This window comes from Clostridium paraputrificum AGR2156, from assembly GCF_000424025.1.
GTDB classification, from domain to species: domain Bacteria; phylum Bacillota; class Clostridia; order Clostridiales; family Clostridiaceae; genus Clostridium; species Clostridium paraputrificum.
This window is the reverse complement of sequence record NZ_AUJC01000001.1, coordinates 528,687-550,186: the sequence shown is the minus strand read 5'-3', so window position 1 is coordinate 550,186 and position 21,500 is coordinate 528,687. Positions and strand designations below refer to the sequence as shown.

Sequence of the window (21,500 nt, the reverse complement as noted above, 5' to 3'; positions counted from 1 at the left end):
AAGTGGGCTATTGCACTAAATAATTAGTGTAACAGCCCTTTATTAATTTCTATTTTACTTGTGAAGTTATATAGTTATTTACATTTTCAATTACTTCGCTTTCACCTACATAAACAATAATATCTCCATTTTTTATAGCGAGATAAGGTCCTGGTGACAGATATAATTTACCTTCTCTCTTAACTCCAATTATTGTAGCACCTGTATTATTCCAGAAATTAAGTTCACCTAAAGTTTTTCCAATAATTAAGCTGTTAGGTTCTACTAAGCTTTCATAAGGAACTATTAATCCTACATTTCTAAGTTGGGTAGCAAATTCAATAAGATCATTAATTTTATTTTCAAGTTTACTTTCAAGTTTCTTTTTATCTTCAATTAATGAATATATATCATGCTTAATTGTAGCAAATTCATTTTTTGTTTTAAATTTTTCAAGAAATGAACTAGCATTGGTTTTACTTTTTATAGTTATACCACTTTTCTCTTCAACAACTACTACGTCCATATCTTGTAGTAAAGCGATAGATCGTCTTATAGTCTCAGGAGAAACATTATAAATGCCAACTAGAGTTGAACGACCAGATAGCTTTTTACCTTCAATAAAGTCACCATTTACTATTCTTGATGCTATATCTAATGCAATCTTTAAATAGGCAGGTGAATTTGTTCGCCTTGACATGATGATACCTCCACATAACTTTTATATAATAAATTCTACCATATAAGAATTAGAAATAATAGTATGTTAAATATTTACTACTTAAGCACGATAAATATAATATCAAATAGAGAATGAGGGAATGAATTATGCCTGCAATTTGGAATGTAAATAATAGTTATAATGTAAATAATAAAAAATATTCAAGTAAGTTAACTTTTGAAGTAGGAGAAAAATTTAGTGGGAAAATTATTTCTAAGGGTGAAGGAAATGAAGCCACAGTAAAACTTGCTGATGGATGGCAATTTTCTGCAACTATAGATGGAAGTATAGAAAGTGAAGAAAATGTTCCTTTGCAATTGCAAGTGGAAGGATATGAAGATGGAAAGTTAAAATTAAAAATAGTTAAGAAAGAAGCAGATTCTAATAATCTTGCCAATGATAGCCTTTCAGAAGTTATAGATAAAGAAGGGTTAGGTAAAGAGGATGTAGATATACTAAAAAAAATGATGAAACATAATATACCATTAACTAGAGAAAATATAACTTTTGTTAAGAGTTTACTTCAATTTAATACAAAGATTAATATGGACAATAATGAGATTGATAATTTTATATTAAAATATATTGACAGTAAAGGAATAAGTGGAGAAAGTGAACAAGGAAAACAAATAATAAATACTCTGAAAGAGTTTTTTGTTAATTTTAAGAATATGAAGCCAGAAGAAATATTATTTTTCTTGGAGAATAATATTGAATTAACCTCTGAGAATATAGAAAGCTATAACAAACTATTTAGTTCTAATGGAAATACAGTAAAAGAATTTTTTGATAATATAAAAAATGATTTTGCTGGTATTGAAGTGGAAATGAAAGAATTAGAAGACAATATTTCAAATTCTAAAGTTGGAGAAAAACATTTAGATAACTCTATTAAGGCTTTAGGGGAAGAAATAAATAAAGATAAGCTAGGATATAATTCTTTAGTATCTAAGCTATATGATTCTAATGATATGTCAAAATCAAAAGTAAGTATGTTGGCAGTTTTGAAGTCTATGACTGGTGGAGATGACAATTTATTAAGGGAGCCTATAAAAGATATTTTAATAGGAAAAAAAGAGCAGTTTACAACAAATGAATATAATACTGCTTTAGGTAAGATAAATAATTTATCAGATGAAGATTTTATTAATATAGTGAAAGATGTATTAGGGAAAAGTGGGGAGATAAAAGAAATTTCAAAGGATACTGTTAATATTATTTTACGTAGCTTTTTTGGTAAAGATATAGAAGTGGGAGAAGTAGAATTAAGAAAGATACAAGATGTTATAGAATATAAATTTCAAGAACTTGAGTTAAATAATGAAGGGGTTAATGAAGAGAAGCTAATAGGTAATAATATTGCTAACAAAACAATAACTACATTGGAACAAGAAGTTATTACAGGGGGGCACAAAAAAATACTATCTGCAAATGAGCTTATAAAAAATGATATTAACAAAAAGATAGATGGTATAAAGGACATAATAAAAGAACTTTTAGTAGCATCTAAGGGGGAAGGTGAAGGGGCAGATAAAGTGATTCAATTACTTAAAAATAGTATAAGTGAATTTAAATTGTTTAATACTATCAGTAATGAGTATTATTATTTAGATGTTCCAATTAATAGAGAAATGACTGAATATCCTTGTAAGTTAATTATCAAGGATAATAGAAAAGATGGCAAAAAGATTGATAGAACGGATGTTAAAATAGTGGTAACAGTAAAAACAGTTAATTTAGGAGTAGTAGATGGATTCTTGTCTGTAAAAGATAAGGGATTAGATGTTGAGTTAAAATGTGATAAAAATTATATGAAGGTTTTAGAACTATCAAAAAGTAAATTATCAAATGATTTGCAGAAATTAGGATTTAATATTAATATTAAAGTATCTATGAGAGAAGAAGATATAACCTTAGCTAGTTGTAGAGAGTTCTTTAACGATAAAGCCGTGAGTGGAATAGATATTAAGGTTTAGAATGTTGATTGACCATATAGGGTTAAGGATATAATATAAAAGAGAATCATTTTAGGGGGATAACATGAAACAAAGAAGAAAGGCTGCAGCTTTAACTTATGAACAAGGCTTTGATGCACCCATTGTTAGTGCAGCAGGGGTAGGAGTAATAGCGGATAAAATAATAGAGAAAGCAGAATCAAATGATGTTCCTATTGTTTATAACAAAGAACTTTCAGATCTTTTATGCAATGTAGATGTAGGGGAATATATTCCACCAGAGTTATACGATGCTGTAGCTCATGTTATTGCTTATATTACTGATTTAGATAAACTAATAGAAAGGTGATTACTTAATGGCAATTTATGCTATATCAGATTTACATTTAGCTTTCAGTTCAGATAAACCTATGGATATATTTGGTGAAAAGTGGGTACAACATGATGAGAAAATAAAAAATAATTGGATAGAAAAAGTTACTGAAGATGATTTAATCCTAATTGCTGGAGATATATCTTGGGCTATGAATCCAAGTGAAAGTAAGGAAGATTTAGATTGGATTGATAAGTTACCTGGAAAAAAGATTATTTCCAAAGGAAACCATGATTATTGGTGGGGAAGTATAACAAAATTAAATAAATTATATGAGAGCACCAAGTTTATTCAAAATAACTTTTATGTATATGAAGATTATGCGATTTGCGGTACTAGAGGATGGATATGTCCAGGCTCAGATAAATTTACATCAAAGGATGAAAAAATATATTTAAGAGAATTAATTAGATTAAGATTATCTTTAGATGCGGCTAAAGGCGCTGGATATCAAAAAATTATAGTGATGTTACATTACCCGCCTACAAATGAGAAGTTTGAAGAGTCTGAAGTGCAAAAAATATTAAAAGAATATAATGTAGAGAAAGTAATTTATGGTCATTTGCATGGGGTGGCGTTATCACGTGTTCTAAATGGAAATATTGATGGGATTGAATATATATTAACATCAGCAGATTTTATAAATTTTTCTCCTAAAAGGATATTATAAAAGAAGGTTTGAAATAAACCTTCTTTATTTATATATTTATATGTTTATATATTTATTCAGCAACTTTTTTTGCTAATGAATTTAAAGTTGAATTAAATTCTTCTATGTTACTTGTTTGAAGATCCATTGTTGCAGCAATCTCTTCAGCTAAGGCAGTATGTTCTTGAGAGATAGAATTTGCTTTTTCTACTGCAGTTAATACTTCTTCCTTTTGAGCTGAAGCCATGGCAAGATTTTCTATACAATCATTAATTTCATTAGTAGCATCATCTATAGAAGACTTTATACATTGGAAGCTATCTTTTGTTTCAGTTAAAGTTTCTTGTTGAATATTTATAGCTTCATTTCCTCTATTCATTGCTGCGGAAGCATTAAGTATATCCTTTTTAATTTCTTCAAGTATTTTAGTTATGCTTTGTACTGCTTGTTTAGAATTATCTGCAAGCTTTCTAACTTCCCCTGCAACTACTGAGAAACCTTTACCAGCTTCACCTGCTCTAGCAGCTTCTATAGCAGCATTTAGAGATAGTAAGTTTGTTTGTCCTGCTATTTGGCTAATGGAATCAGTAATTGTATTAACAGATTCTAACTTAGATACTAATTCGTTTACTGTTGAACTTGATACAGTAAATGCACTTTGTAGGTCATTTAATGATGAATCTAATTTTTCAATAGAAGTTATACCTTTATTGGATAGTTCATCAGTATCATATACTTTAATTTGAACATTAGTTACATTATAAGCTAACTTTTCCATGTTATCGCTGAAGTCTCTAAGTATTGTTGCAGCAGTATCAATCTCCTGACTTTGAGAAACAGTAGCGTTACTTAAAGTATTTACTGAATCAGTTACCTCATTTATTGATGAAGCAATATTATTGCTTGTACTTCTTAAAGAATTAATTTCTTGTTTTACTTGATCTGTTATTACAGATGTAGTGTTTGATTCAGTAGTAGTATTTTCTACTGGTACATTAGAAGTAGGTATAGTTTTTTTGTTTGTAAATAGTCCCATAATAATCCTCCCTTTATATTCCTATAAAATGTATTATAACATAAAGTAACTAAATAAATTACAAATTTCTCTAGTTTAATTACCTTTTATTGAATCTTTACCTGTTCTTGCAAGTTCTTTAAGTCGATAGGAAGCGCCAATTGTAGTGATTACTTTAGAATACCATTGGAGAGCTGTATCATTATTATTTAATCTCCTATTCAAGTCACCAATTAAATAAGTTAGTGAATCACGATCAAGTCCATACATAGGAAAGTTTTCATTAATATAAGCTTTTTCAAATGCAGTTAATGCTTGTGAAATATATTTTAATTCTTCTTCGGTATTATTTAATAATCTATACATCCAAGATATTTTTAATAATATCATTCCTATTGTGCTATTTTGTTTTTCCATAGACAAAGCAGTAATAAGAGCTAGTTTATACTTTTCAATAGCTAGTTCTTCAGTCATAATATCTGGATATATTCTAGGCTTCCATTTAGATGTTATATTTTTTAAAACTAAATCTTTTTGGTAACTCTTTATTTGATGGAAATCTACTTTCATTGCTGAATATCCACAAGAGTTACATATCCACACATCATAAAAATAAGGGTTAATACCTTTATATCGTATAAAAAAGTCACTATCTTTAGATAATATTCTTGGAGATTTAGATTTTACACATTTGATTTTAAATTTACTTGAACAAACAGGGCAAGTTATTGCTTTGTCAAAAGTATGTTCTAGTACATCTAGTTGTTTCATTTACACACCTCTACATATTTCTATAATATATACTAAATTATAACATATTAAAAAATCTATTAAAGATAAAAGATTATCTACAATATTATAAGTTTTTGATATAATGTATCTGAAGGAATATACGAGGGTGATTTTATGGCTATTAATGATTGGAAGAGTTTTCTTATGCCCTATGAACAAGCAGTAGAGGAATTAAAGGTAAAGCTGAAAAGTATAAGAAAAGAGTATAGAAGAAAAAATGAATATTCTCCTATAGAGTTTGTAACGGGTAGAGTGAAAGAAGTATCTAGTATTTTAGAAAAAGTAAATAAGTTTGGAATTCCTATAGATAGAGTTGCATATGAACTAGAGGATATAGCAGGAATAAGAATAATGTGTCAATTTGTTGATGATATAGATACTGTTGTACAAATACTACGTGGTAGAAGAGATATGCAGATATTATATGAAAAAGATTATGTAATGAATGTTAAGCCTAGTGGATATAGAAGTTATCATATGATAATTAAGTATCCAGTAAATATGGCAAGTGGACCAGTAGAGATTTTAGCAGAATTTCAGATAAGAACTCTATCTATGAACTTCTGGGCAACAATTGAACATTCTTTAAATTATAAGTATAAGCAACAAATACCTAAGGAATTAAAAGATAAACTAAAGAGTGCTGCAGATGCTGCTTTTAGGCTTGATGAAGAAATGCTTGAAATTAAAGATGAAATTAAGGATGCTCAGAAGTTATTTGAAGTTAAGTCAGATATTATATCTAATATTATGAGTGGTATTCTTACACTAACATCTTTAGGTAGAGGAGCAGAAGCCAGTAGGCATGAAAAGGCTTTAAATAAATTGATTGAGGATGGAGAAGTGTGGGAATTAAATAATCTTCTTTATGCTATAAAGAAAGATATAGAAAAGTATAGAGACAGTTAGAAAAAGTTATTGCAAATTTGCAATAACTTTTTATTTGTTAATTCTATTACTTGATAATAATTATTAAATAATATAAAATTATAATATATTATATTTTGGGAGAAAAGCAATGGAAGATAAAGTTTTATTAAAACAAGTAAAAGAAAATCCAATGATTATAGAAAACTTAGAAAATCCAAGTTACGAGATTTTAGAGGTGGCAGTTAAGAAAAGTGGAATTGCTATTAAGTTTATAGATAATCCATCTTTTGAGTTAAAAAAGGAAGCAATAAAAAGCAATCCTTTATCAATAGAATATATGGAGAATTTAGAAGAAGAGCTTCAAATAATGGCTGTAAGACTTCTTTGGAATTCACTAAAATTAATAGAAAATCCATCATATAAAGTGCAGGAAGAGGCTGTAAAGACAAAGGGGTGGGCAATTCAATACATAGAAGCTCCAAGTGAGGAACTATGTATTATCGCAGTTGAAAAAGATTATGATTCTATTAAATATATAAAAAATCCATCTGAAGAGGTGCAGCTAAGAGCTATTGATAATTACTGGGGAGCTATAAGATTTATAGATAATCCTTCAATAAGAGTAAATAGAGAAGCTATAATGAAAAGTGAGGAAGCAATTCACTTTATAAACAATTATGATTTGGATGATTTAAAGATTTTTATTGGTGATAACATAAATATAGTAAAGTACCTTTATGAATCAATAGAGCCTGAGTTAGTGGTTGAAGTATTAGTAGAAAAGTTAGAAAAAGACGATATAGATGAAGAATATATGAGAAGCTTCTTAGATTTAGAGGTGCTTGAGATGGATAAAGGTAAATTAGTATGGGATTTTGGTAGTAAGAGGGCTAAAAAACTAGTGGTAGATCACATACTTTCAAAATAATCAGGAGGAAGAAAAATGAAGTTTACAGAAGTATTAGACACAATTAAATTAGTAATAGAATCTAGAGAAGTACCTCTTGTTATAGGTGAAAGTGGAATAGGGAAAACTGCTTTAGCTCATAGAGTTGCTAAAGAATACAATTATCATCTAGTGACTATTGATGCTAACCTTTTAAAAGAAGGAGAAATTGGAGGTCTTCCAACAGTAATAAATGGGTTTACAGTATATGCTACTCATCACAAATTAGCTGAAATAAGCGAAGCAGTTAAAAAAGGGGAGGAAGTATTATTATTTATAGACGAATTAAATAGATGTGACCATGCAGTTCAGCAAGAACTTATGAACTTAATTCTTAATAGAGAAATTAATGGATATAAATTAGATAAAGGTGTAAATATAATTGCTGCAATGAATCCATCTAACAGATATGAAGGGTTTTATGAAAGTGAATATCAAGTTGTAGATATGGACCCGGCTCAAGAAGATAGGTTTGTTTGGTTACAAATGGAGTCAGATATTAAAGAATGGATAAAGTGGGGAATGAATAATGGAAATATATATCCTGATATAATTGAGTTTATATCTACATTTCCAGAATATCTTCATACACCAGGTTCAAGAGAAAGCTTAAAGGCTACTCCAAGAAGCTGGGAGAGAATATCAAAGGCTTATAAGTTATATAAAGCTAAAGGTTCTAGCTATTCAATAAATACATTATTAAACGTAGTTAGAGGAAATGTAGGTGAAAGTATAGCAACAGATTTTGCTAATTATATCTCTAATATTAAAAAGCCATTAATATCAATGGAAGATTTATTTGCTCATGAGGTTTTACCAGTTGAATTAAGAGATGATTTATTAAATGAGTCACATTCAAGACTATATATTTTAGCTAAAAATTGCTTAAACTATTTAGGGGATAATATGAAAGATTCAAATATAGAGTTATTCTCTGATTTATTAATGGTATATCCTAGAGATTTAAGATTAGGAATAATGAAAGAAATAAAGAAGGATTACCCTAAAGATTTATATGAAAAATTATTAGATTGTGATGGATTTATAGATGCTTTCTTTAATATTTATCTATAGTCTGAATAGGTGATAATATGACATTTATAGAAGAAAGAGATGCCTTGTTTAGCAAGGCATTAAAAATTGAAAAAAATGAAGATATAAGGGATGATTTTAAAAGAGAGTTTTTTGATTTAGTTGGAAAAGTAATAATAGATATGCTTAGTAGTGAAGATAATTTCTTTGGTGGCTTTATGATAAAAATTGAAAGAGAGATAAGAGTTGATATTACATGGCCATTAGCAACAGTACCAAAGATAAATGGGTTTACTATGTACTTTAATCCATTATTATTTTTACAATGTGATAAAAAAGAAATGGCAGCTTTATTTAAACATGAAATATATCACATGATGTATATGCATTATGAAAGAGTAAATAATCTGAAAAATAAATATAGCAATGAAGTAATATCGATGGCTATAGATATTTCTATAAATCAGTTTGTAAAGAACATGCCAATGGAAGCTTATAGGATAGAGAGAGTAAATAGAGAATTTAATATTGAATTGAAAGAGAACAGAAGTATTGAGGAGTACTCAAAAGAAATTCAGAAAGCTATTGAGGAACGAATAGAAAAGTCATCAAAGGACAAAAATAGTGATACTTTAGCAAGGGAGGTAGATATAGCTAAGGCTCATGAAATTTGGGATAACATAGATGTAAGTGATAGTAGTGTAAAAGAAAATGTAAAAAAGATAGCTTTAAGTCTGAAAAGTAGTGGAAAACCAGATGAAATATTAAAGCTAATAAGTAAATTTGAAGAAAAAGAAGAATTGTCATGGCAGAATATACTTAAGAGAATGATTCCTACTGTTAAATCAGGTTATAGAAAAACAATAACAAGAAGAGATAGAAGACAGCCTGATAGGATGGATTTAAGGGGAAAGCTTGCAAATCATATTCCTGAATTAATTATAGCTATAGATATTAGTGCTAGTATGACTGATGAAGATATAAGAAAGATAATGGTAGAAATATTAGCTATAGTAAGAAATAGAGAAGCCCAAATTACTGTGGTAGAATGTGACAATGAGATTAGAAGGGTATATGCGTTAAGGTCTCCTAAGGATATAAAGCCAAGGTCAGAAAAAAATGGTTCAACTGCATTTTCTCCAGTTTTTCAATATATTAGAGAAAAGAATTTAAGTGATAGCATTGTCATATACTTTACTGATGGAGTTGGTGAAAAGGAATTAAAGGTTAAGCCATTAAATAAAGGGATTATTTGGGTATTAACTGGGGATGAAGAGTTTTCACTAAAGAATCCATTAGGCGAAATACAAAGAATAAATAAAAAAAGCAAGGTAAATGAAGACAAAGTTTTTGCCTTAGATTTAGTAAGAGAAGTTGTAAGAGATATGAACAGAGAAACAACTTAGAAAGTAACTATGGTTAAAAGGGGAGTTTTATGATAAAATTAAATAAAATAGGGGGGATATAATATGTTTAAGAGGGTCAGGAGACCAGGTGACTATATGTTATTTGTAGTTCTTGTTTTATTGGTGAGTTTTTTAGTAAACGTTTATATTTCTATAGATAACTATAAATTTAGATACAGGGTTGGTAGAGAATCATATACTAATATAGAAAAGATTAAATCTACAAATAAAACTAATAACGAAATACTAAATAATGCTATAAAGGCCGGTTGCCTAGATAACATGGAGTTATTAAAGTTATACAAAAACTATGGTGAATTATCTGATAGTATGGTTAGCCTTTGGGATGAGTATTCTTTTTATGAAGAGAACATATTCATATTAGATTTTGGTAAGAAAAAGATAGATAAAAATAATGTAGTGTTTAATGATATATATGGAACCATAGAAGAATACTTTAGAAGTTTAATGGACGAAGAGATGAAAACTCAATCATATAAAGTTGAATTAACAGGAAAAACATTAGAAAATTTTAATTCTGTTTTAATAATATCTAATAAGATAGATAGCTATTACGATGAATTTTATGCTAAAAACTTATCTTCAATCGATATAGAGGATAGAGAAAAAGCTATTATAAAAAAATATTACTGGATAGATATGTTAGAAGACATAAATGAAATTAATCAAAAGTACATAAATAGTGATTTTACACTTTAGAGAGCTTTAAGGCTCTCTTTTTTTATTACCTTAAGTACGATGGTAATAGATATTTATATTTCTGTTACTTGGAGTACAGCGACGGAACAAGCAAAATAAATATCGGCCTCAGCTTTTATATAACATCTTAGAAATTCGATAAAAGTGTTAAGAATTTTGTATGGAGTAAAAAGGAAATTAGAATTAAAATGAAAACGTAATCAAGATTTCAAAAGATTTCAATTATGGATGGAGGGTAAAAAATGAGAAAGATTAAAAAATTACTTGCTATGGCTACAGCAACTTTAATGATTGGTGGCTTATTCGTTGGATGTGGAGGTAAAGATGGTGGAAGTACAGCATCTGGTGATCCAGTAAAGGTAGGAGTATTCCTATACAAGTTCGATGATACTTATATTTCAACAGTACGTCAAAGCTTACAAGAAATTCAAAAAGAAAATGAAGGTAAGGTTGAATTTGAATTTATTGATGGTAAGGGTGACCAATCAATACAAAACGATACTATAGATACAATACTACAAAAAGATATTGATTTATTAATGGTAAACCTTGTAGATACTGGTGCAGCACCAACAGTAATTAAGAAGATACAAGATGCAGGAAAACCAGTAGTTTTATTTAATAGAGAGCCGGCTACAGAGTCTATAAAAGCTTATGATAAAGCTGTATTTATAGGAACTAATGCACAAGAAGCAGGTGTTTTACAAGGTAAAATTCTTGCAGACCAATGGAAAGCTAATCCATCTTTAGATAAGAATGGTGATGGAGTAATGCAATATGTAATGCTTAAAGGTGAACCAGATAATCCAGAAGCTATTGCAAGAACTAAGTACTCTGTATCTACTATAAATGATGCTGGAATTAAGACAGAAGAATTAGCAAACCAAGTTTGTAACTGGCAACAAGATTTAGCTCAAAACAACATGGAAGCATGGTTATCAAGATATGGTAACGGAATTGAAGTGGTTATTGCTAATAATGATGGTATGGCTCAAGGTGCAATAGCAGCTCTTCAAGCAGCTGGATATAACAATGGTGATGCAGCTAAGACTATTCCTGTTGTAGGTGTTGATGCAACAGCAGCAGCTCAAGATTTGATAGCTAAAGGATTTATGACAGGTTCTGTTCTTCAAGATGCTCCAGCTATGGCAAAAGCTCTTTATGAATGTGGTATGAATTTAGCATCTGGTAAGAGTGCTACAGAAGGTACTGACTATAAGTTTGATGATACAGGTGTAGCAGTTCGTATTCCTTATCAAGAATATATAAAGAAGTAGTCTTTAAAGAAGTTAGTTAAAAGTTACACTATATTTTTAAAATATAGTGTAACTTATAAAATATGCAAAAAGAGTGGTGAAAGCAGTTATGGAAAAATCGAAGTATGTGTTAGAGATGATTGATATATGCAAAAGCTTTCCAGGGGTAAAGGCCTTAGACCATGCACAACTTAAGGTACGTCCTGGTACTGTACATGCCTTAATGGGCGAAAATGGTGCAGGTAAATCGACATTAATGAAATGTTTATTTGGTGTTTATATAGAAGATGAAGGTGAAATTCTTATAGATGGAGGAGAATGTAAGTTTTCAAATCCAAAGCAAGCGATGGAGAATGGTGTTTCAATGGTACACCAAGAATTAAATCAAGTTTTACAAAGAGATGTAATGGATAATATATGGCTTGGAAGATATCCAAGTAAAAATGGAATTGTAAGTCAGAAAATAATGTACGAAGAGACTAAAAAAATCTTCGATGATTTAGAGATAGATGTTGATCCAAGAGAAAAAATGGCCAAGCTTTCTGTTTCACAAAGACAAATGGTTGAAATAGCGAAAGCAGCTTCATATAATGCTAAGATTTTAGTACTTGATGAGCCTACTTCATCTCTTACTCAAGAAGAGGTTGATCATTTATTTAAAATAATGAATAAGCTTAAGGCAAAAGGGTGTGGTCTTATTTACATATCTCATAAGATGGAAGAAATTCTTCAAATTTCAGATGATGTTACAATTATGAGAGATGGAAAGTGGATAGACACGTTGCCAGCAAAAGAGCTAACAACAGATAAAATTATTAAATTAATGGTTGGTAGAGATTTAACTCATAGATTCCCTCCTAAAACTAATAAGCCAGGAGAAACAATATTAGAAGTTAAGAATCTTACAGGTGCATATCAGCCATCAGTAATTGATGCATCATTCAAGTTAAGAAAAGGAGAAATTTTGGGTGTTGCAGGTCTGGTTGGATCTAGAAGAACTGAGTTAATAGAAACTATATTTGGTATAGCTCATAAGAGTAGTGGGGAAATTTTACTACATGGAAAACCAGTAAATAATAAAGATTCAAGAGCAGCAATTAAAAATGGATTTGCATTATTAACCGAAGAAAGAAGAGCAACAGGTATATTTGGTGGCTTAGATATAAAGTTTAATGCAACAATAGCCAATATTGATAGTTATAGTAAGTTTGGTGTCTTAGATAATAAAAAAATGACAGAAGATACGAAGTGGACAATCGATAGTATGAAGGTTAAAACTCCAACTCAAAAAACTGCCATTAGAAGTTTATCTGGAGGTAATCAACAAAAGGTAATCATAGGTAGATGGCTATTAACCAATCCAGAAATATTATTGTTAGATGAGCCTACTAGAGGTATTGATGTAGGAGCTAAATACGAAATATATCAACTAATAATTGATTTGGCTAATAAAGGTAAAGGTGTAATTATGGTATCTTCAGAAATGCCTGAGTTATTAGGTATATGTGATAGAATTCTTGTAATGTCAAATGGAAAAGTTGCAGGAATAGAGGACACAGATAAATTAGATCAAGAAAAGATAATGACTTTAGCAGCTAAATATATTTAAGATTGAGGTGTAGAAGATGGAACAAGCAAAAATAAACAGAGAAAAGGTAACGAATTTTTTAGTTAATTATGCTTTATATATAGTTTTAGCAGCAATGATAGTATTCTTTATAATAAAGGAGCCATCATTTTTATCAATTAGCAACTTTACAAAGATTTTAAGCCAAGCATCAACTCGTGGTATCTTAGCACTAGGGGTTGCAGGACTTATAGTATTACAAGGTACAGACTTATCAGCAGGACGTATTTTAGGGCTAACAGCAATTGTATCAGCATCACTTTTACAATCTACGACTTATGCTGCAAGAATGTATCCTGATTTACCAGCATTACCATTAATACTACCATTATTAGCAGCAGTAATTATAGGTGGTATTTTTGGAGCAATTAATGGATTTGGTGTGGCTAAACTTAAAGTACATGCCTTCATTATTACATTAGGAACTCAGCTTATTGCTTATGGTATATCATGTCTATATATAGATAGACCTCCACTAGGAGCACAACCAGTTGCGAATTTAGATGAGAGATATACAAATTTTGTTAACGGATCAATTAAGTTAGGACCAATTGAACTTCCTTATTTAATAATATATTTAGCAGTTGTAGCAGGAATAATGTGGTTTATTTGGAATAAGACAAAGCTTGGTAAGAATATGTTTGCAATAGGTGGAAATCCAGAAGCAGCAGCCGTATCTGGTGTTAACTTAGCTAAGAATATAATGATAATATTCATAATTTCAGGTATTCTTTACGGTGTTGCTGGATTCTTGGAAGCAGGTAGAGCTGGTTCAACTACTACAGCTACTGGTTTAAACTATGAACTTGATGCTATAGCAGCCTGTGTTGTAGGTGGTGTGTCATTTACAGGTGGTGTAGGTACAATACCTGGAGTATTAATAGGTGCAGTACTTCTTCAAGTTATCAACTATGGTCTTAATTTCATTGGAGTTAATGCTTATTGGCAATTTATAATAAGAGGTTTAATTATTATAGTAGCAGTTTCATTGGACGTTAGAAAGTATCTAACTAAAAAGTAGGTGATAGTATGAGTAATGAAGTTACAGATGAAAATGTACCAGAAAAAGAAGTAAAAAAAGATTTTAGAGATTGCTTATATGGAAAGATAGATGTATCTGTTGAAAGCGTTGACAAATTTATAGTTGGAGTTCTAGTTCTTTTAGGGTTCTCAATATTATTTGGAGCAATATTTTAATAGATAGTAGAAGTAGAGGATTTTATATTCTCTACTTTTTGTCGTATAAAAATAAGTTTAATATAAAATTATTACGTTGAATATATATTAATGTGATGAGATAATATTTTCAGGTATAAAATGTATCAAAAGAAAAAATCTATCATAAATAGGAGGTAGGTTCATGAACTTGTATAAGGTATTGATAGTAGATGATGAGGAAGAAATAAGGCATGGAATAATAAAGAAGATTGATTGGGAGAAGTATGGATTTACAGTAGTAGGTGATGCTGAAAATGGAAAGGATGCCATAGATAAAGTTGAAAAGTTTCAGCCAGATATAATTATGACAGACATTAAGATGCCTTTTATGGATGGATTGGAATTGGGGGAATATGTATATAAGGAATCTCCATCAACTAAGATTATAATTTTTTCAGGCTCTGATGATTTAGAATATGCCCATAAAGCTATTAAAATAAATGTAGTTGAATATGTTTTGAAACCTATAAATTCTATAGAATTAATTGAGGTTTTAAAGAAGTTAAAGAATACTATGGATGAAGAGTATAATGAAAAAAAGAATTTTGAGAAGTTAAATAAATATTATCTTGAAAGTCTTCCAATAATGAAAGAAAAGTTTTTGGTTGGGACTATAGAGGGAAGAATAGAAGGTAACAGTTGGGTACAAGCCGGTAAGAAGGTTGGAGTAGAGTTTAATTTTCCATACTTTGCTATTGGTGTTCTATATAACGATAAACTTATAGTTAGTAATGAGCATAAAGAAAACGATTTTGTTGATATATCAATTAAACAAATAGTTGATGAGATATTAGTTAATTATTGTGAAACTATTAGTTTTATCTATTCTGGAAAGGTTATCATAATTAGTAATTTAGATAATAAAGATGGAATTATAAATTTGATTAATGGATTGAATGAAGTTTGTAAAAATTGTGAAAGAGTATTAGGGCAGAAAGTATCCGCCGGCATAGGACAGATAGTTAGAGAGTATGAGGGAATTAGATTTTCCTATAAAATGGCCAGAAATGCACTCCATTACAGAATGGTATTAGGAACAGGAAAAGCTATATATATTGAAGATGTGGAACCAGATAATTCAGTTCAACTTCAATTTGATGAAAATGATGAGAGAGAGCTATTAAATGTTATTAAGTTAAAATCGGGTGGAGAAATAAAGGACTCTATAAGCAACTTATTTTGTAGAATAGAAAAGCTGCTATTGCCTTTTAATAAGTACAAAATTTATTTTATAGAAATAACAACATCCTTATTAAAAGTGGTACAAGCTTACAATATTAAAGTGGAAGAGATTTTTGGGGAAGGTTTTAATTGTTATAGTCACTTAGATGATTTTAATTCTATAAATCAAGCTAAAGAGTGGTTTATAGAAAAATCAATAAGAATTAATAATTTAATTAAAAGAGAAAGAATGGATTCTTCCAAATTATTAATTGAAAAAGCAAAGGAATATATTAACCAAAATTATAGTAATCCTGAACTATCTGTTGAAGCTATTTGTTCTCAGCTACATGTTAGTCCAACCTATTTTTCTACTTTATTTAAAAAGGAGACTGGTAGTAATTTTATAAACTATCTAACAAGTATCAGATTAAATGAGGCTGTAAATTTACTTAATACAACAGACTATAAGTCATATATGATAGCAGAAAAAGTTGGATATACTGAAGCTAATTATTTTAGTTATGTATTTAAAAAGAAATTTGGAGTATCTCCCTCAAAGTATAGAAACGTTAAGTAGGTAATAACTATGAAGAAGATAAATTTATATAAAAACAAAAGTATACAATACATAATTTCCATATCATTCACAATAATTGCTGTAATAGGAATGATTACATTAGGTGAAATTTTATATATTAGATTTGTTAGATTAAATGAAGAAATAATATCTAAGAATAATAAAGCTATAGTTAATCAGGTAAATTTAAATTTAGATAGCTACCTAAGAAATATAATGAAAATATCTGATGGAATGTACTATAACGTAATTAAAAAAGTAGATTTTTCTAAAGATAGTATAGATAATGAATTGAATTTATTATATGAAACTAATAAAGATTTTCTTGTAAGCATAACGTTATTTTCAAAGTATGGAGAAATAGTAGCAGGATATCCTTTTAAGGAATTAAAAGAATCCATAGAGCCTAGAGATAATGCTTGGTTTATTAATGCTGTAAATAAAAAAGAAAATCTACATTTTTCTACGCCACATGTACAGAATCTTTTTGTAGATCCATCATATAGATATCGGTGGGTTGTTTCATTAAGTAGGGCTGTAGAGTTAACCTATAATGGTGAGACAAGCCAAGGTATATTATTAGTAGATATGAATTTTAGTGGGATAGAGCAAATATTTAAAAATATAGATATAAGTAAATCAGGATATGTTTATTTAGTAGATAGTAAGGGGGAGATAATTTATCATCCAAGGCAACAGCTTATCTATTCCAATTTGATGAATGAAAATAATGAGGAAGCTGTAAATTATGAAGATGGAACTATAGTAGAAAGTTTTAATGATGAAGAAAGAGTAGTTACAACAAAAACTGTTGGGTATACTGGGTGGAAGATAGTAGCAGTAACCCCTATGAAAGATATTACAGAAAATTATAGCCATATGAGAATATTTTTAGTTCTAATTATATTCTTTGGTGTATTAATATTAACAATAATAAATATAGTAGTATCATCTAGAATAGCAACTCCTATAAAAAGTTTAGAAAATAAAGTTAGAAAATTTGAAGAGGGTGTAAGAAATATTGATTTTTCTACATCAGGTTCATATGAAGTAAAACACCTAGGTAAAGCTATAAACTCAATGGTAGCTCAGATGAATTTACTCATGGATAATATAGTTAGAGAGCAAGAGTTAAAGAGAAAGACTGAACTAGATGCTCTTCAAGCGCAAATAAATCCTCATTTCCTTTATAACACATTAGATTCCATAGTGTGGATGGTAGAAGGGGAAAGGTATGAAGGAGCAGTAACTATGGTTACAGCATTAGCAAGATTTTTTAGAATAAGCTTAAGTAAAGGAAAGAATGTAATAAAGCTAAAGGATGAATTAGAGCATGTAAGCAATTATTTAACAATACAAAATATACGTTATAAGAATAAGTTTTCATATAAAATACAAGCTGAAGATGATGTTTTAGATTTAGCATGTATCAAATTGGTAGTACAACCGTTAGTAGAAAATGCTATATATCATGGTATGGAGTATATGGATGGGGATGGAGAGATAGATATTAAGGCTTATAGTGAAAATAATGAGGCTATTATTGAGGTGAGGGATAATGGACCTGGAATGACAGAAGATATTGTAGAATCATTGCTTAAAAAGGTACATGCTAGCAAAAAAGGCTCTGGTGTTGGAATAAGAAATGTTAATGAAAGAATAAAATTATATTTTGGATCTATATATGGACTAGAGATTAATAGTGAGCCAGATGAGGGAACCTCTATAAAAATACACATACCTATAATAAAGTATGATGACTATGAAAAGGGGGGAAACAAGAAAAATGAGTAAACAAAAGAAGAAGATATTTGTAATTTTTATAGGAATAGCAATAATACTATTTTTGTTTATTCTAGACTTTTTATTAAGACGTGATAATAGAGAAGTAATATATAATATTGCTTATATATCGGATACAAGCAAGAGTGAAGATATAAAAGTAATAGCAGAAGGTATAAATCAAGCTGCCAAAGACATGAGAGTAGAAGTTAAAAGTTATATTTTAGCTAATGATAATGAAGTAGAAGCTCAAATAGATTTAATAAAAAAAGAAGTTAAAAGTAAGGTGGATGCAATATTATTGGATCCATCAGATAGTAATAAGTTAACTGAGACGATTAAAGAAGTATATAAAGATGTTCCTATTGTCTTAATAAATTCTGAGATTACTGATTTTGAGAGTATGCCTATAATATCCTGTGATAATGAAGAAGTTGGTAAAGAGATTGCAGATGAAATTATTAGAAACGGAAATACAAGAAATAACATAGGAATAATAGTAACTAATAAAAATAAAAGTAATTTGCAGGATATGTACAGAGGATTTTTATCGGAAATGAACTATAGTAAAAATAATTGTAAAGAGTTAAATGTAGAGAGAAATATTGGTACTTTTGGTCAACAGATAAATAGTTTTATAAAGTCAGAAGATATAGATGTTTTAGTTACATTTGAAAGAGATATATTAGAAGAATTAGCTCAGATTAAAAAGGGAAATAAATTAGAGTTAGAGTTGTATGGAATGGGGAGAACAAACAAAATATTATCTTATTTAGAAGAAGATATCATTAATTCAGTTGCGGTACAAAATGAATTTAATTTAGGCTATTTGGGGGTAAAGATAGCTGTAGATAAACTAAATAATAAAGATACTAGTGGCAAAACAATAGACTTTTCTATTATTAATAAAAGTAATATGTATTGGAATGATAATCAAAAAATACTATTTCCTTTTATAAAATAGAAATAATATGGTTAGGATGGTATAAAGATGAGAAAGAGTATGAGAAGATTTATATTAGTATTATCAACTATTTATATGTATAGTTCATTAATTTCATGTAATAGCCGTAATAATGAAGAGGAAGATTTAAATGATATAAAAATAGGAATAAGCGTATATGAGCAAGATGACATTTTTATTTCTAGCATTATATCTAATATAGAAAATATAACAAAAGAAAAAAGAAGTGAGGGGAGTTATAGTATAACTTTAAATGTAGAGGATGCAAAGTCTAACCAATATAATCAAAATGAGCAAGTCGATATGTTTATTGATCAAGGATATGATGTAATGTGCATAAATCTTGTTGATAGAAGATCTGCGGCAACAATAATTAATAAAGCAAAAAATGCTAATATACCAGTTATCTTTTTTAACAGAGAACCAGTAGAAGAAGATATGAATATGTGGAATAAAGTATATTATGTTGGTGCGCAAGCAGAACAATCAGGGATGATGCAGGGAGATATAGTAATAGAAAAATATAAAAATAATCCAAGTGATGTTGATAAGAATGGTGATGGAAAAATACAGTATGTTATGTTAGAGGGAGAGCAAGGACATCAAGATGCTTCAATAAGAACTGAATATAGCATAAAAAGATTAGTAGACAATGGAATTAAAGTAGAAAAGTTAGGTAGTGAGGTTGCTAATTGGTCAAGAACTGAAGCGTCAGAAAAAGTGGCCAGATGGATTGAAAAATATAACGATAAAGTAGAACTTATTATTAGTAATAATGATGATATGGCTTTAGGAGCAATAGATGTATTAAATAAGTCTAAAATTAAAAATAATATGCCTTTAATTGTAGGAGTAGATGGAATTAAGGATGCTCTTAAAGCAATAGATAATGGAGAAATGACAGGGACAGTAATTAGTGATGCCTATAAACAAGGTAAAGCTATATTTGATACTGCTTTGAGAGTGTCATCAGAAAGTATATTAGATAAGGATAACGGTATAGATGCAAGATATATAAGAATTCCACATGTAATTGTTACAAAAGAAAATGTAGGGGAATATATTAGATAGAGTAAAGGATGTTGCTAAAATTGCAACATCCTTTTTATGCTTAAATTAGTGACAACCGCCACCGCAGCTTCCACATCCGCTACCTTCTGGAGCGATTACTGGTTTTAATGAAAGTCCTCTACCTTGATTTTCTTCGCTTGAAACGATAATGAATCCACCGAATTCATCAACTAAGCTCTTTTCCATAATAAAAGTAATGTCGTTAACAACTTCTGTTACATCTGCATCTGTTGCTTCACTTACAGAAATATTAAAAACAGGACCGCTACATGCATATCCTCCTAAGTTGATTCTAATATTATAAGATTCAACTTTATTTTCGTCTAAGAATTCTTTAAATTCTTTATATGCTTCTTCGTTTATAGTTATATTTTTCATTAACTTCACCTACTTATAATTTCTATTAATTGATAATATATATCACTACAACTAGTATAACATAACTTCAAATTTTTTCAAGAAGTTTTTATATTAATACTATTCATAGTTATTAGTTATGGTTATAATATTATCATGTATAGTTTAACTAATATGTAAAGTTATTATACTTGAAATACAAATAACTACAGCAAGGGGAATTGATTTAATGTTACCGTATAATAAAGAATTTATAATAGATAAAATAAAAGAGTATGAAGATAAAATAGATAGTGGAGCAATAGGGGGATTTGAAATTTTAAAAAGAGATTCTTTAAATGGTAAAGTTGAAGGATACTTATATACGAAATATGATAATATTACTGGACCAATACCAGAGTTAATAGGAGAGAATAAGAGAGTTTGGATGAGATTAAGTCCTAAAGAAATAGAAGGATCATACGAATTTATAAAATTTGCAACTGGTAAAGTTGGTATTGTAGGTTTAGGATTAGGATATGTAGCTCAGGAGTTAGCTAAAAAGCAAGATGTTGAAAAAGTAGTTGTGTATGAAATTAGTGAGGATGTAGTTGAGCTTTATAAAAGAAATTTTGGAGAAAATGAAAAGATAGAAATTATAGTAGGTGATGCATTCAATGCATCAAAAGATAGCTTTGATTTCTTTTATACAGATATATATGAATATAAATTATCTATGCAGGTAGTAGAAGATTACATTAAGCTTAATAAATTACATGATATTAAAGAATATTCCTTCTTTGGGATGGAACACTTTTTATTGAGCTGTAAATATGATGAAATAGTTTGGGTATATGTACCAGAGACATGGATGGCTATGTGTAAGGATTTATCAGAAGCATTAGATCAATCAGGATATATTAAGTTCTATGAGCAGTTAGATGAAGAACTAGTAAGTAAGGTTTTAGCTGGATTTAAAGAAGTACTTAATCAAGGGATGGAATAGTTAATAGTAGAACAACCATTAGTTACGGCTATAATTAATGG

Annotated in this window: 21 protein-coding genes; 17 read left to right on the top strand and 4 right to left on the bottom strand. The window is 29.1% G+C overall.

Translation table 11 applies throughout. The annotated features are described in order from the left end of the window. Positions 1-49: 49 nt before the first annotated feature. On the bottom strand, positions 50-679 hold the full coding sequence (locus G594_RS0102665) for a GntR family transcriptional regulator (protein WP_027097147.1): 630 nt from the start codon (positions 677-679) through the stop codon (positions 50-52). Positions 680-807: 128 nt separating this feature from the next. Between G594_RS0102665 and G594_RS0102660 the strand changes: the two genes are divergently transcribed. From G594_RS0102660 to G594_RS0102650, 3 genes are all read left to right on the top strand, one after another. Next, on the top strand, positions 808-2,676 hold the full coding sequence (locus G594_RS0102660; RefSeq protein ID WP_027097146.1) for a hypothetical protein: 1,869 nt from the start codon (positions 808-810) through the stop codon (positions 2,674-2,676). A gap of 64 nt (positions 2,677-2,740) precedes the next feature. Further along, positions 2,741-3,004: an EscU/YscU/HrcU family type III secretion system export apparatus switch protein gene (locus G594_RS0102655; protein ID WP_027097145.1), complete on the top strand. Its 264-nt coding sequence runs from the start codon at positions 2,741-2,743 to the stop codon at positions 3,002-3,004. Between the two features lie 7 nt (positions 3,005-3,011). After that, the gene (locus tag G594_RS0102650; RefSeq protein WP_027097144.1) at positions 3,012-3,698 is read left to right on the top strand and encodes a metallophosphoesterase; all 687 of its coding nucleotides are present in this window, start codon (positions 3,012-3,014) and stop codon (positions 3,696-3,698) included. Between the two features lie 52 nt (positions 3,699-3,750). Here G594_RS0102650 and G594_RS0102645 read toward each other — a convergent pair whose 3' ends face one another. Then, a complete protein-coding gene (locus tag G594_RS0102645) occupies positions 3,751-4,713 on the bottom strand; it encodes a methyl-accepting chemotaxis protein (protein WP_027097143.1) in 963 nt (320 codons plus the stop codon). 75 nt (positions 4,714-4,788) lie between these two features. Next, the gene (locus G594_RS0102640; RefSeq protein WP_027097142.1) at positions 4,789-5,463 is read right to left on the bottom strand and encodes a DUF2225 domain-containing protein; all 675 of its coding nucleotides are present in this window, start codon (positions 5,461-5,463) and stop codon (positions 4,789-4,791) included. Between the two features lie 135 nt (positions 5,464-5,598). Between G594_RS0102640 and yjbM the strand changes: the two genes are divergently transcribed. The 13 genes from yjbM (at position 5,599) to G594_RS0102575 (ending at position 20,117) form a co-directional block, all read left to right on the top strand. Further along, positions 5,599-6,393: a GTP diphosphokinase gene (gene yjbM, locus G594_RS0102635; RefSeq protein WP_027097141.1), complete on the top strand. Its 795-nt coding sequence runs from the start codon at positions 5,599-5,601 to the stop codon at positions 6,391-6,393. Positions 6,394-6,502: 109 nt separating this feature from the next. After that, positions 6,503-7,282: a hypothetical protein gene (locus G594_RS0102630; RefSeq protein WP_027097140.1), complete on the top strand. Its 780-nt coding sequence runs from the start codon at positions 6,503-6,505 to the stop codon at positions 7,280-7,282. A gap of 15 nt (positions 7,283-7,297) precedes the next feature. Next, the gene (locus G594_RS0102625) at positions 7,298-8,374 is read left to right on the top strand and encodes an AAA family ATPase (RefSeq protein WP_027097139.1); all 1,077 of its coding nucleotides are present in this window, start codon (positions 7,298-7,300) and stop codon (positions 8,372-8,374) included. 17 nt (positions 8,375-8,391) lie between these two features. After that, positions 8,392-9,738 carry a vWA domain-containing protein gene (locus G594_RS0102620; RefSeq protein ID WP_027097138.1) on the top strand — a complete coding sequence of 449 codons (1,347 nt, stop codon included), beginning with the start codon at positions 8,392-8,394 and terminating at the stop codon, positions 9,736-9,738. Between the two features lie 63 nt (positions 9,739-9,801). Beyond that, positions 9,802-10,458, top strand: coding sequence for a hypothetical protein (locus G594_RS0102615; RefSeq protein WP_027097137.1), 657 nt, complete (start codon positions 9,802-9,804; stop codon positions 10,456-10,458). Positions 10,459-10,700: 242 nt separating this feature from the next. Beyond that, positions 10,701-11,735, top strand: a complete 1,035-nt coding sequence (locus G594_RS0102610) for a galactose ABC transporter substrate-binding protein (RefSeq protein WP_027097136.1) — start codon at positions 10,701-10,703, stop codon at positions 11,733-11,735. 88 nt (positions 11,736-11,823) lie between these two features. Next, positions 11,824-13,323 (top strand): galactose/methyl galactoside ABC transporter ATP-binding protein MglA, encoded by a 1,500-nt coding sequence (gene mglA, locus G594_RS0102605; RefSeq protein ID WP_027097135.1) that lies wholly within the window; start codon positions 11,824-11,826, stop codon positions 13,321-13,323. Positions 13,324-13,339: 16 nt separating this feature from the next. Next, positions 13,340-14,362: a galactose/methyl galactoside ABC transporter permease MglC gene (mglC, locus tag G594_RS0102600; protein ID WP_027097134.1), complete on the top strand. Its 1,023-nt coding sequence runs from the start codon at positions 13,340-13,342 to the stop codon at positions 14,360-14,362. An 8-nt stretch (positions 14,363-14,370) separates the two neighbouring features. Then, positions 14,371-14,538, top strand: coding sequence for a hypothetical protein (locus tag G594_RS20045; RefSeq protein WP_155849277.1), 168 nt, complete (start codon positions 14,371-14,373; stop codon positions 14,536-14,538). Between the two features lie 163 nt (positions 14,539-14,701). Beyond that, on the top strand, positions 14,702-16,300 hold the full coding sequence (locus G594_RS0102590; RefSeq protein WP_027097133.1) for a response regulator: 1,599 nt from the start codon (positions 14,702-14,704) through the stop codon (positions 16,298-16,300). Positions 16,301-16,309: 9 nt separating this feature from the next. Then, positions 16,310-18,094 carry a sensor histidine kinase gene (locus G594_RS0102585; protein WP_027097132.1) on the top strand — a complete coding sequence of 595 codons (1,785 nt, stop codon included), beginning with the start codon at positions 16,310-16,312 and terminating at the stop codon, positions 18,092-18,094. Beyond that, positions 18,087-19,046 (top strand): substrate-binding domain-containing protein, encoded by a 960-nt coding sequence (locus G594_RS0102580; RefSeq protein WP_051195884.1) that lies wholly within the window; start codon positions 18,087-18,089, stop codon positions 19,044-19,046. Before G594_RS0102585 ends, G594_RS0102580 begins: the two co-directional genes overlap by 8 nt. Positions 19,047-19,073: 27 nt before the next feature. Beyond that, entirely contained in the window at positions 19,074-20,117 is a 1,044-nt protein-coding gene (locus G594_RS0102575) for a galactose ABC transporter substrate-binding protein (RefSeq protein ID WP_081663516.1), read from the top strand. Positions 20,118-20,162: 45 nt separating this feature from the next. On the opposite strand, the gene G594_RS0102570 is transcribed toward G594_RS0102575, so the two are convergent. Then, entirely contained in the window at positions 20,163-20,495 is a 333-nt protein-coding gene (locus tag G594_RS0102570) for a HesB-like protein (RefSeq protein WP_027097129.1), read from the bottom strand. 208 nt (positions 20,496-20,703) lie between these two features. On the opposite strand from G594_RS0102570, the gene G594_RS0102565 reads away from it, so the two are divergent. Continuing rightward, on the top strand, positions 20,704-21,459 hold the full coding sequence (locus tag G594_RS0102565; protein WP_027097128.1) for a methyltransferase: 756 nt from the start codon (positions 20,704-20,706) through the stop codon (positions 21,457-21,459). Positions 21,460-21,500 lie beyond the last annotated feature (41 nt).

Bases quoted from the DNA above. Each gene is read 5' to 3' on its own strand.
- G594_RS0102580 (WP_051195884.1), top strand. From the start codon at position 18,087: ATGAGTAAACAAAAGAAGAAGATATTTGTAATTTTTATAGGAATAGCA.
- mglA (WP_027097135.1), top strand. From the start codon at position 11,824: ATGGAAAAATCGAAGTATGTGTTAGAGATGATTGATATATGCAAAAGC.
- G594_RS0102590 (WP_027097133.1), top strand. From the start codon at position 14,702: ATGAACTTGTATAAGGTATTGATAGTAGATGATGAGGAAGAAATAAGG.
- mglC (WP_027097134.1), top strand. From the start codon at position 13,340: ATGGAACAAGCAAAAATAAACAGAGAAAAGGTAACGAATTTTTTAGTT.
- G594_RS0102575 (WP_081663516.1), top strand. From the start codon at position 19,074: ATGAGAAAGAGTATGAGAAGATTTATATTAGTATTATCAACTATTTAT.
- G594_RS0102630 (WP_027097140.1), top strand. From the start codon at position 6,503: ATGGAAGATAAAGTTTTATTAAAACAAGTAAAAGAAAATCCAATGATT.
- G594_RS0102650 (WP_027097144.1), top strand. From the start codon at position 3,012: ATGGCAATTTATGCTATATCAGATTTACATTTAGCTTTCAGTTCAGAT.
- G594_RS0102655 (WP_027097145.1), top strand. From the start codon at position 2,741: ATGAAACAAAGAAGAAAGGCTGCAGCTTTAACTTATGAACAAGGCTTT.
- G594_RS0102565 (WP_027097128.1), top strand. From the start codon at position 20,704: ATGTTACCGTATAATAAAGAATTTATAATAGATAAAATAAAAGAGTAT.
- G594_RS0102585 (WP_027097132.1), top strand. From the start codon at position 16,310: ATGAAGAAGATAAATTTATATAAAAACAAAAGTATACAATACATAATT.
- G594_RS0102660 (WP_027097146.1), top strand. From the start codon at position 808: ATGCCTGCAATTTGGAATGTAAATAATAGTTATAATGTAAATAATAAA.
- G594_RS0102640 (WP_027097142.1), bottom strand. From the start codon at position 5,463: ATGAAACAACTAGATGTACTAGAACATACTTTTGACAAAGCAATAACT.
- yjbM (WP_027097141.1), top strand. From the start codon at position 5,599: ATGGCTATTAATGATTGGAAGAGTTTTCTTATGCCCTATGAACAAGCA.
- G594_RS0102625 (WP_027097139.1), top strand. From the start codon at position 7,298: ATGAAGTTTACAGAAGTATTAGACACAATTAAATTAGTAATAGAATCT.
- G594_RS0102620 (WP_027097138.1), top strand. From the start codon at position 8,392: ATGACATTTATAGAAGAAAGAGATGCCTTGTTTAGCAAGGCATTAAAA.
- G594_RS20045 (WP_155849277.1), top strand. From the start codon at position 14,371: ATGAGTAATGAAGTTACAGATGAAAATGTACCAGAAAAAGAAGTAAAA.
- G594_RS0102665 (WP_027097147.1), bottom strand. From the start codon at position 679: ATGTCAAGGCGAACAAATTCACCTGCCTATTTAAAGATTGCATTAGAT.
- G594_RS0102570 (WP_027097129.1), bottom strand. From the start codon at position 20,495: ATGAAAAATATAACTATAAACGAAGAAGCATATAAAGAATTTAAAGAA.
- G594_RS0102615 (WP_027097137.1), top strand. From the start codon at position 9,802: ATGTTTAAGAGGGTCAGGAGACCAGGTGACTATATGTTATTTGTAGTT.
- G594_RS0102610 (WP_027097136.1), top strand. From the start codon at position 10,701: ATGAGAAAGATTAAAAAATTACTTGCTATGGCTACAGCAACTTTAATG.
- G594_RS0102645 (WP_027097143.1), bottom strand. From the start codon at position 4,713: ATGGGACTATTTACAAACAAAAAAACTATACCTACTTCTAATGTACCA.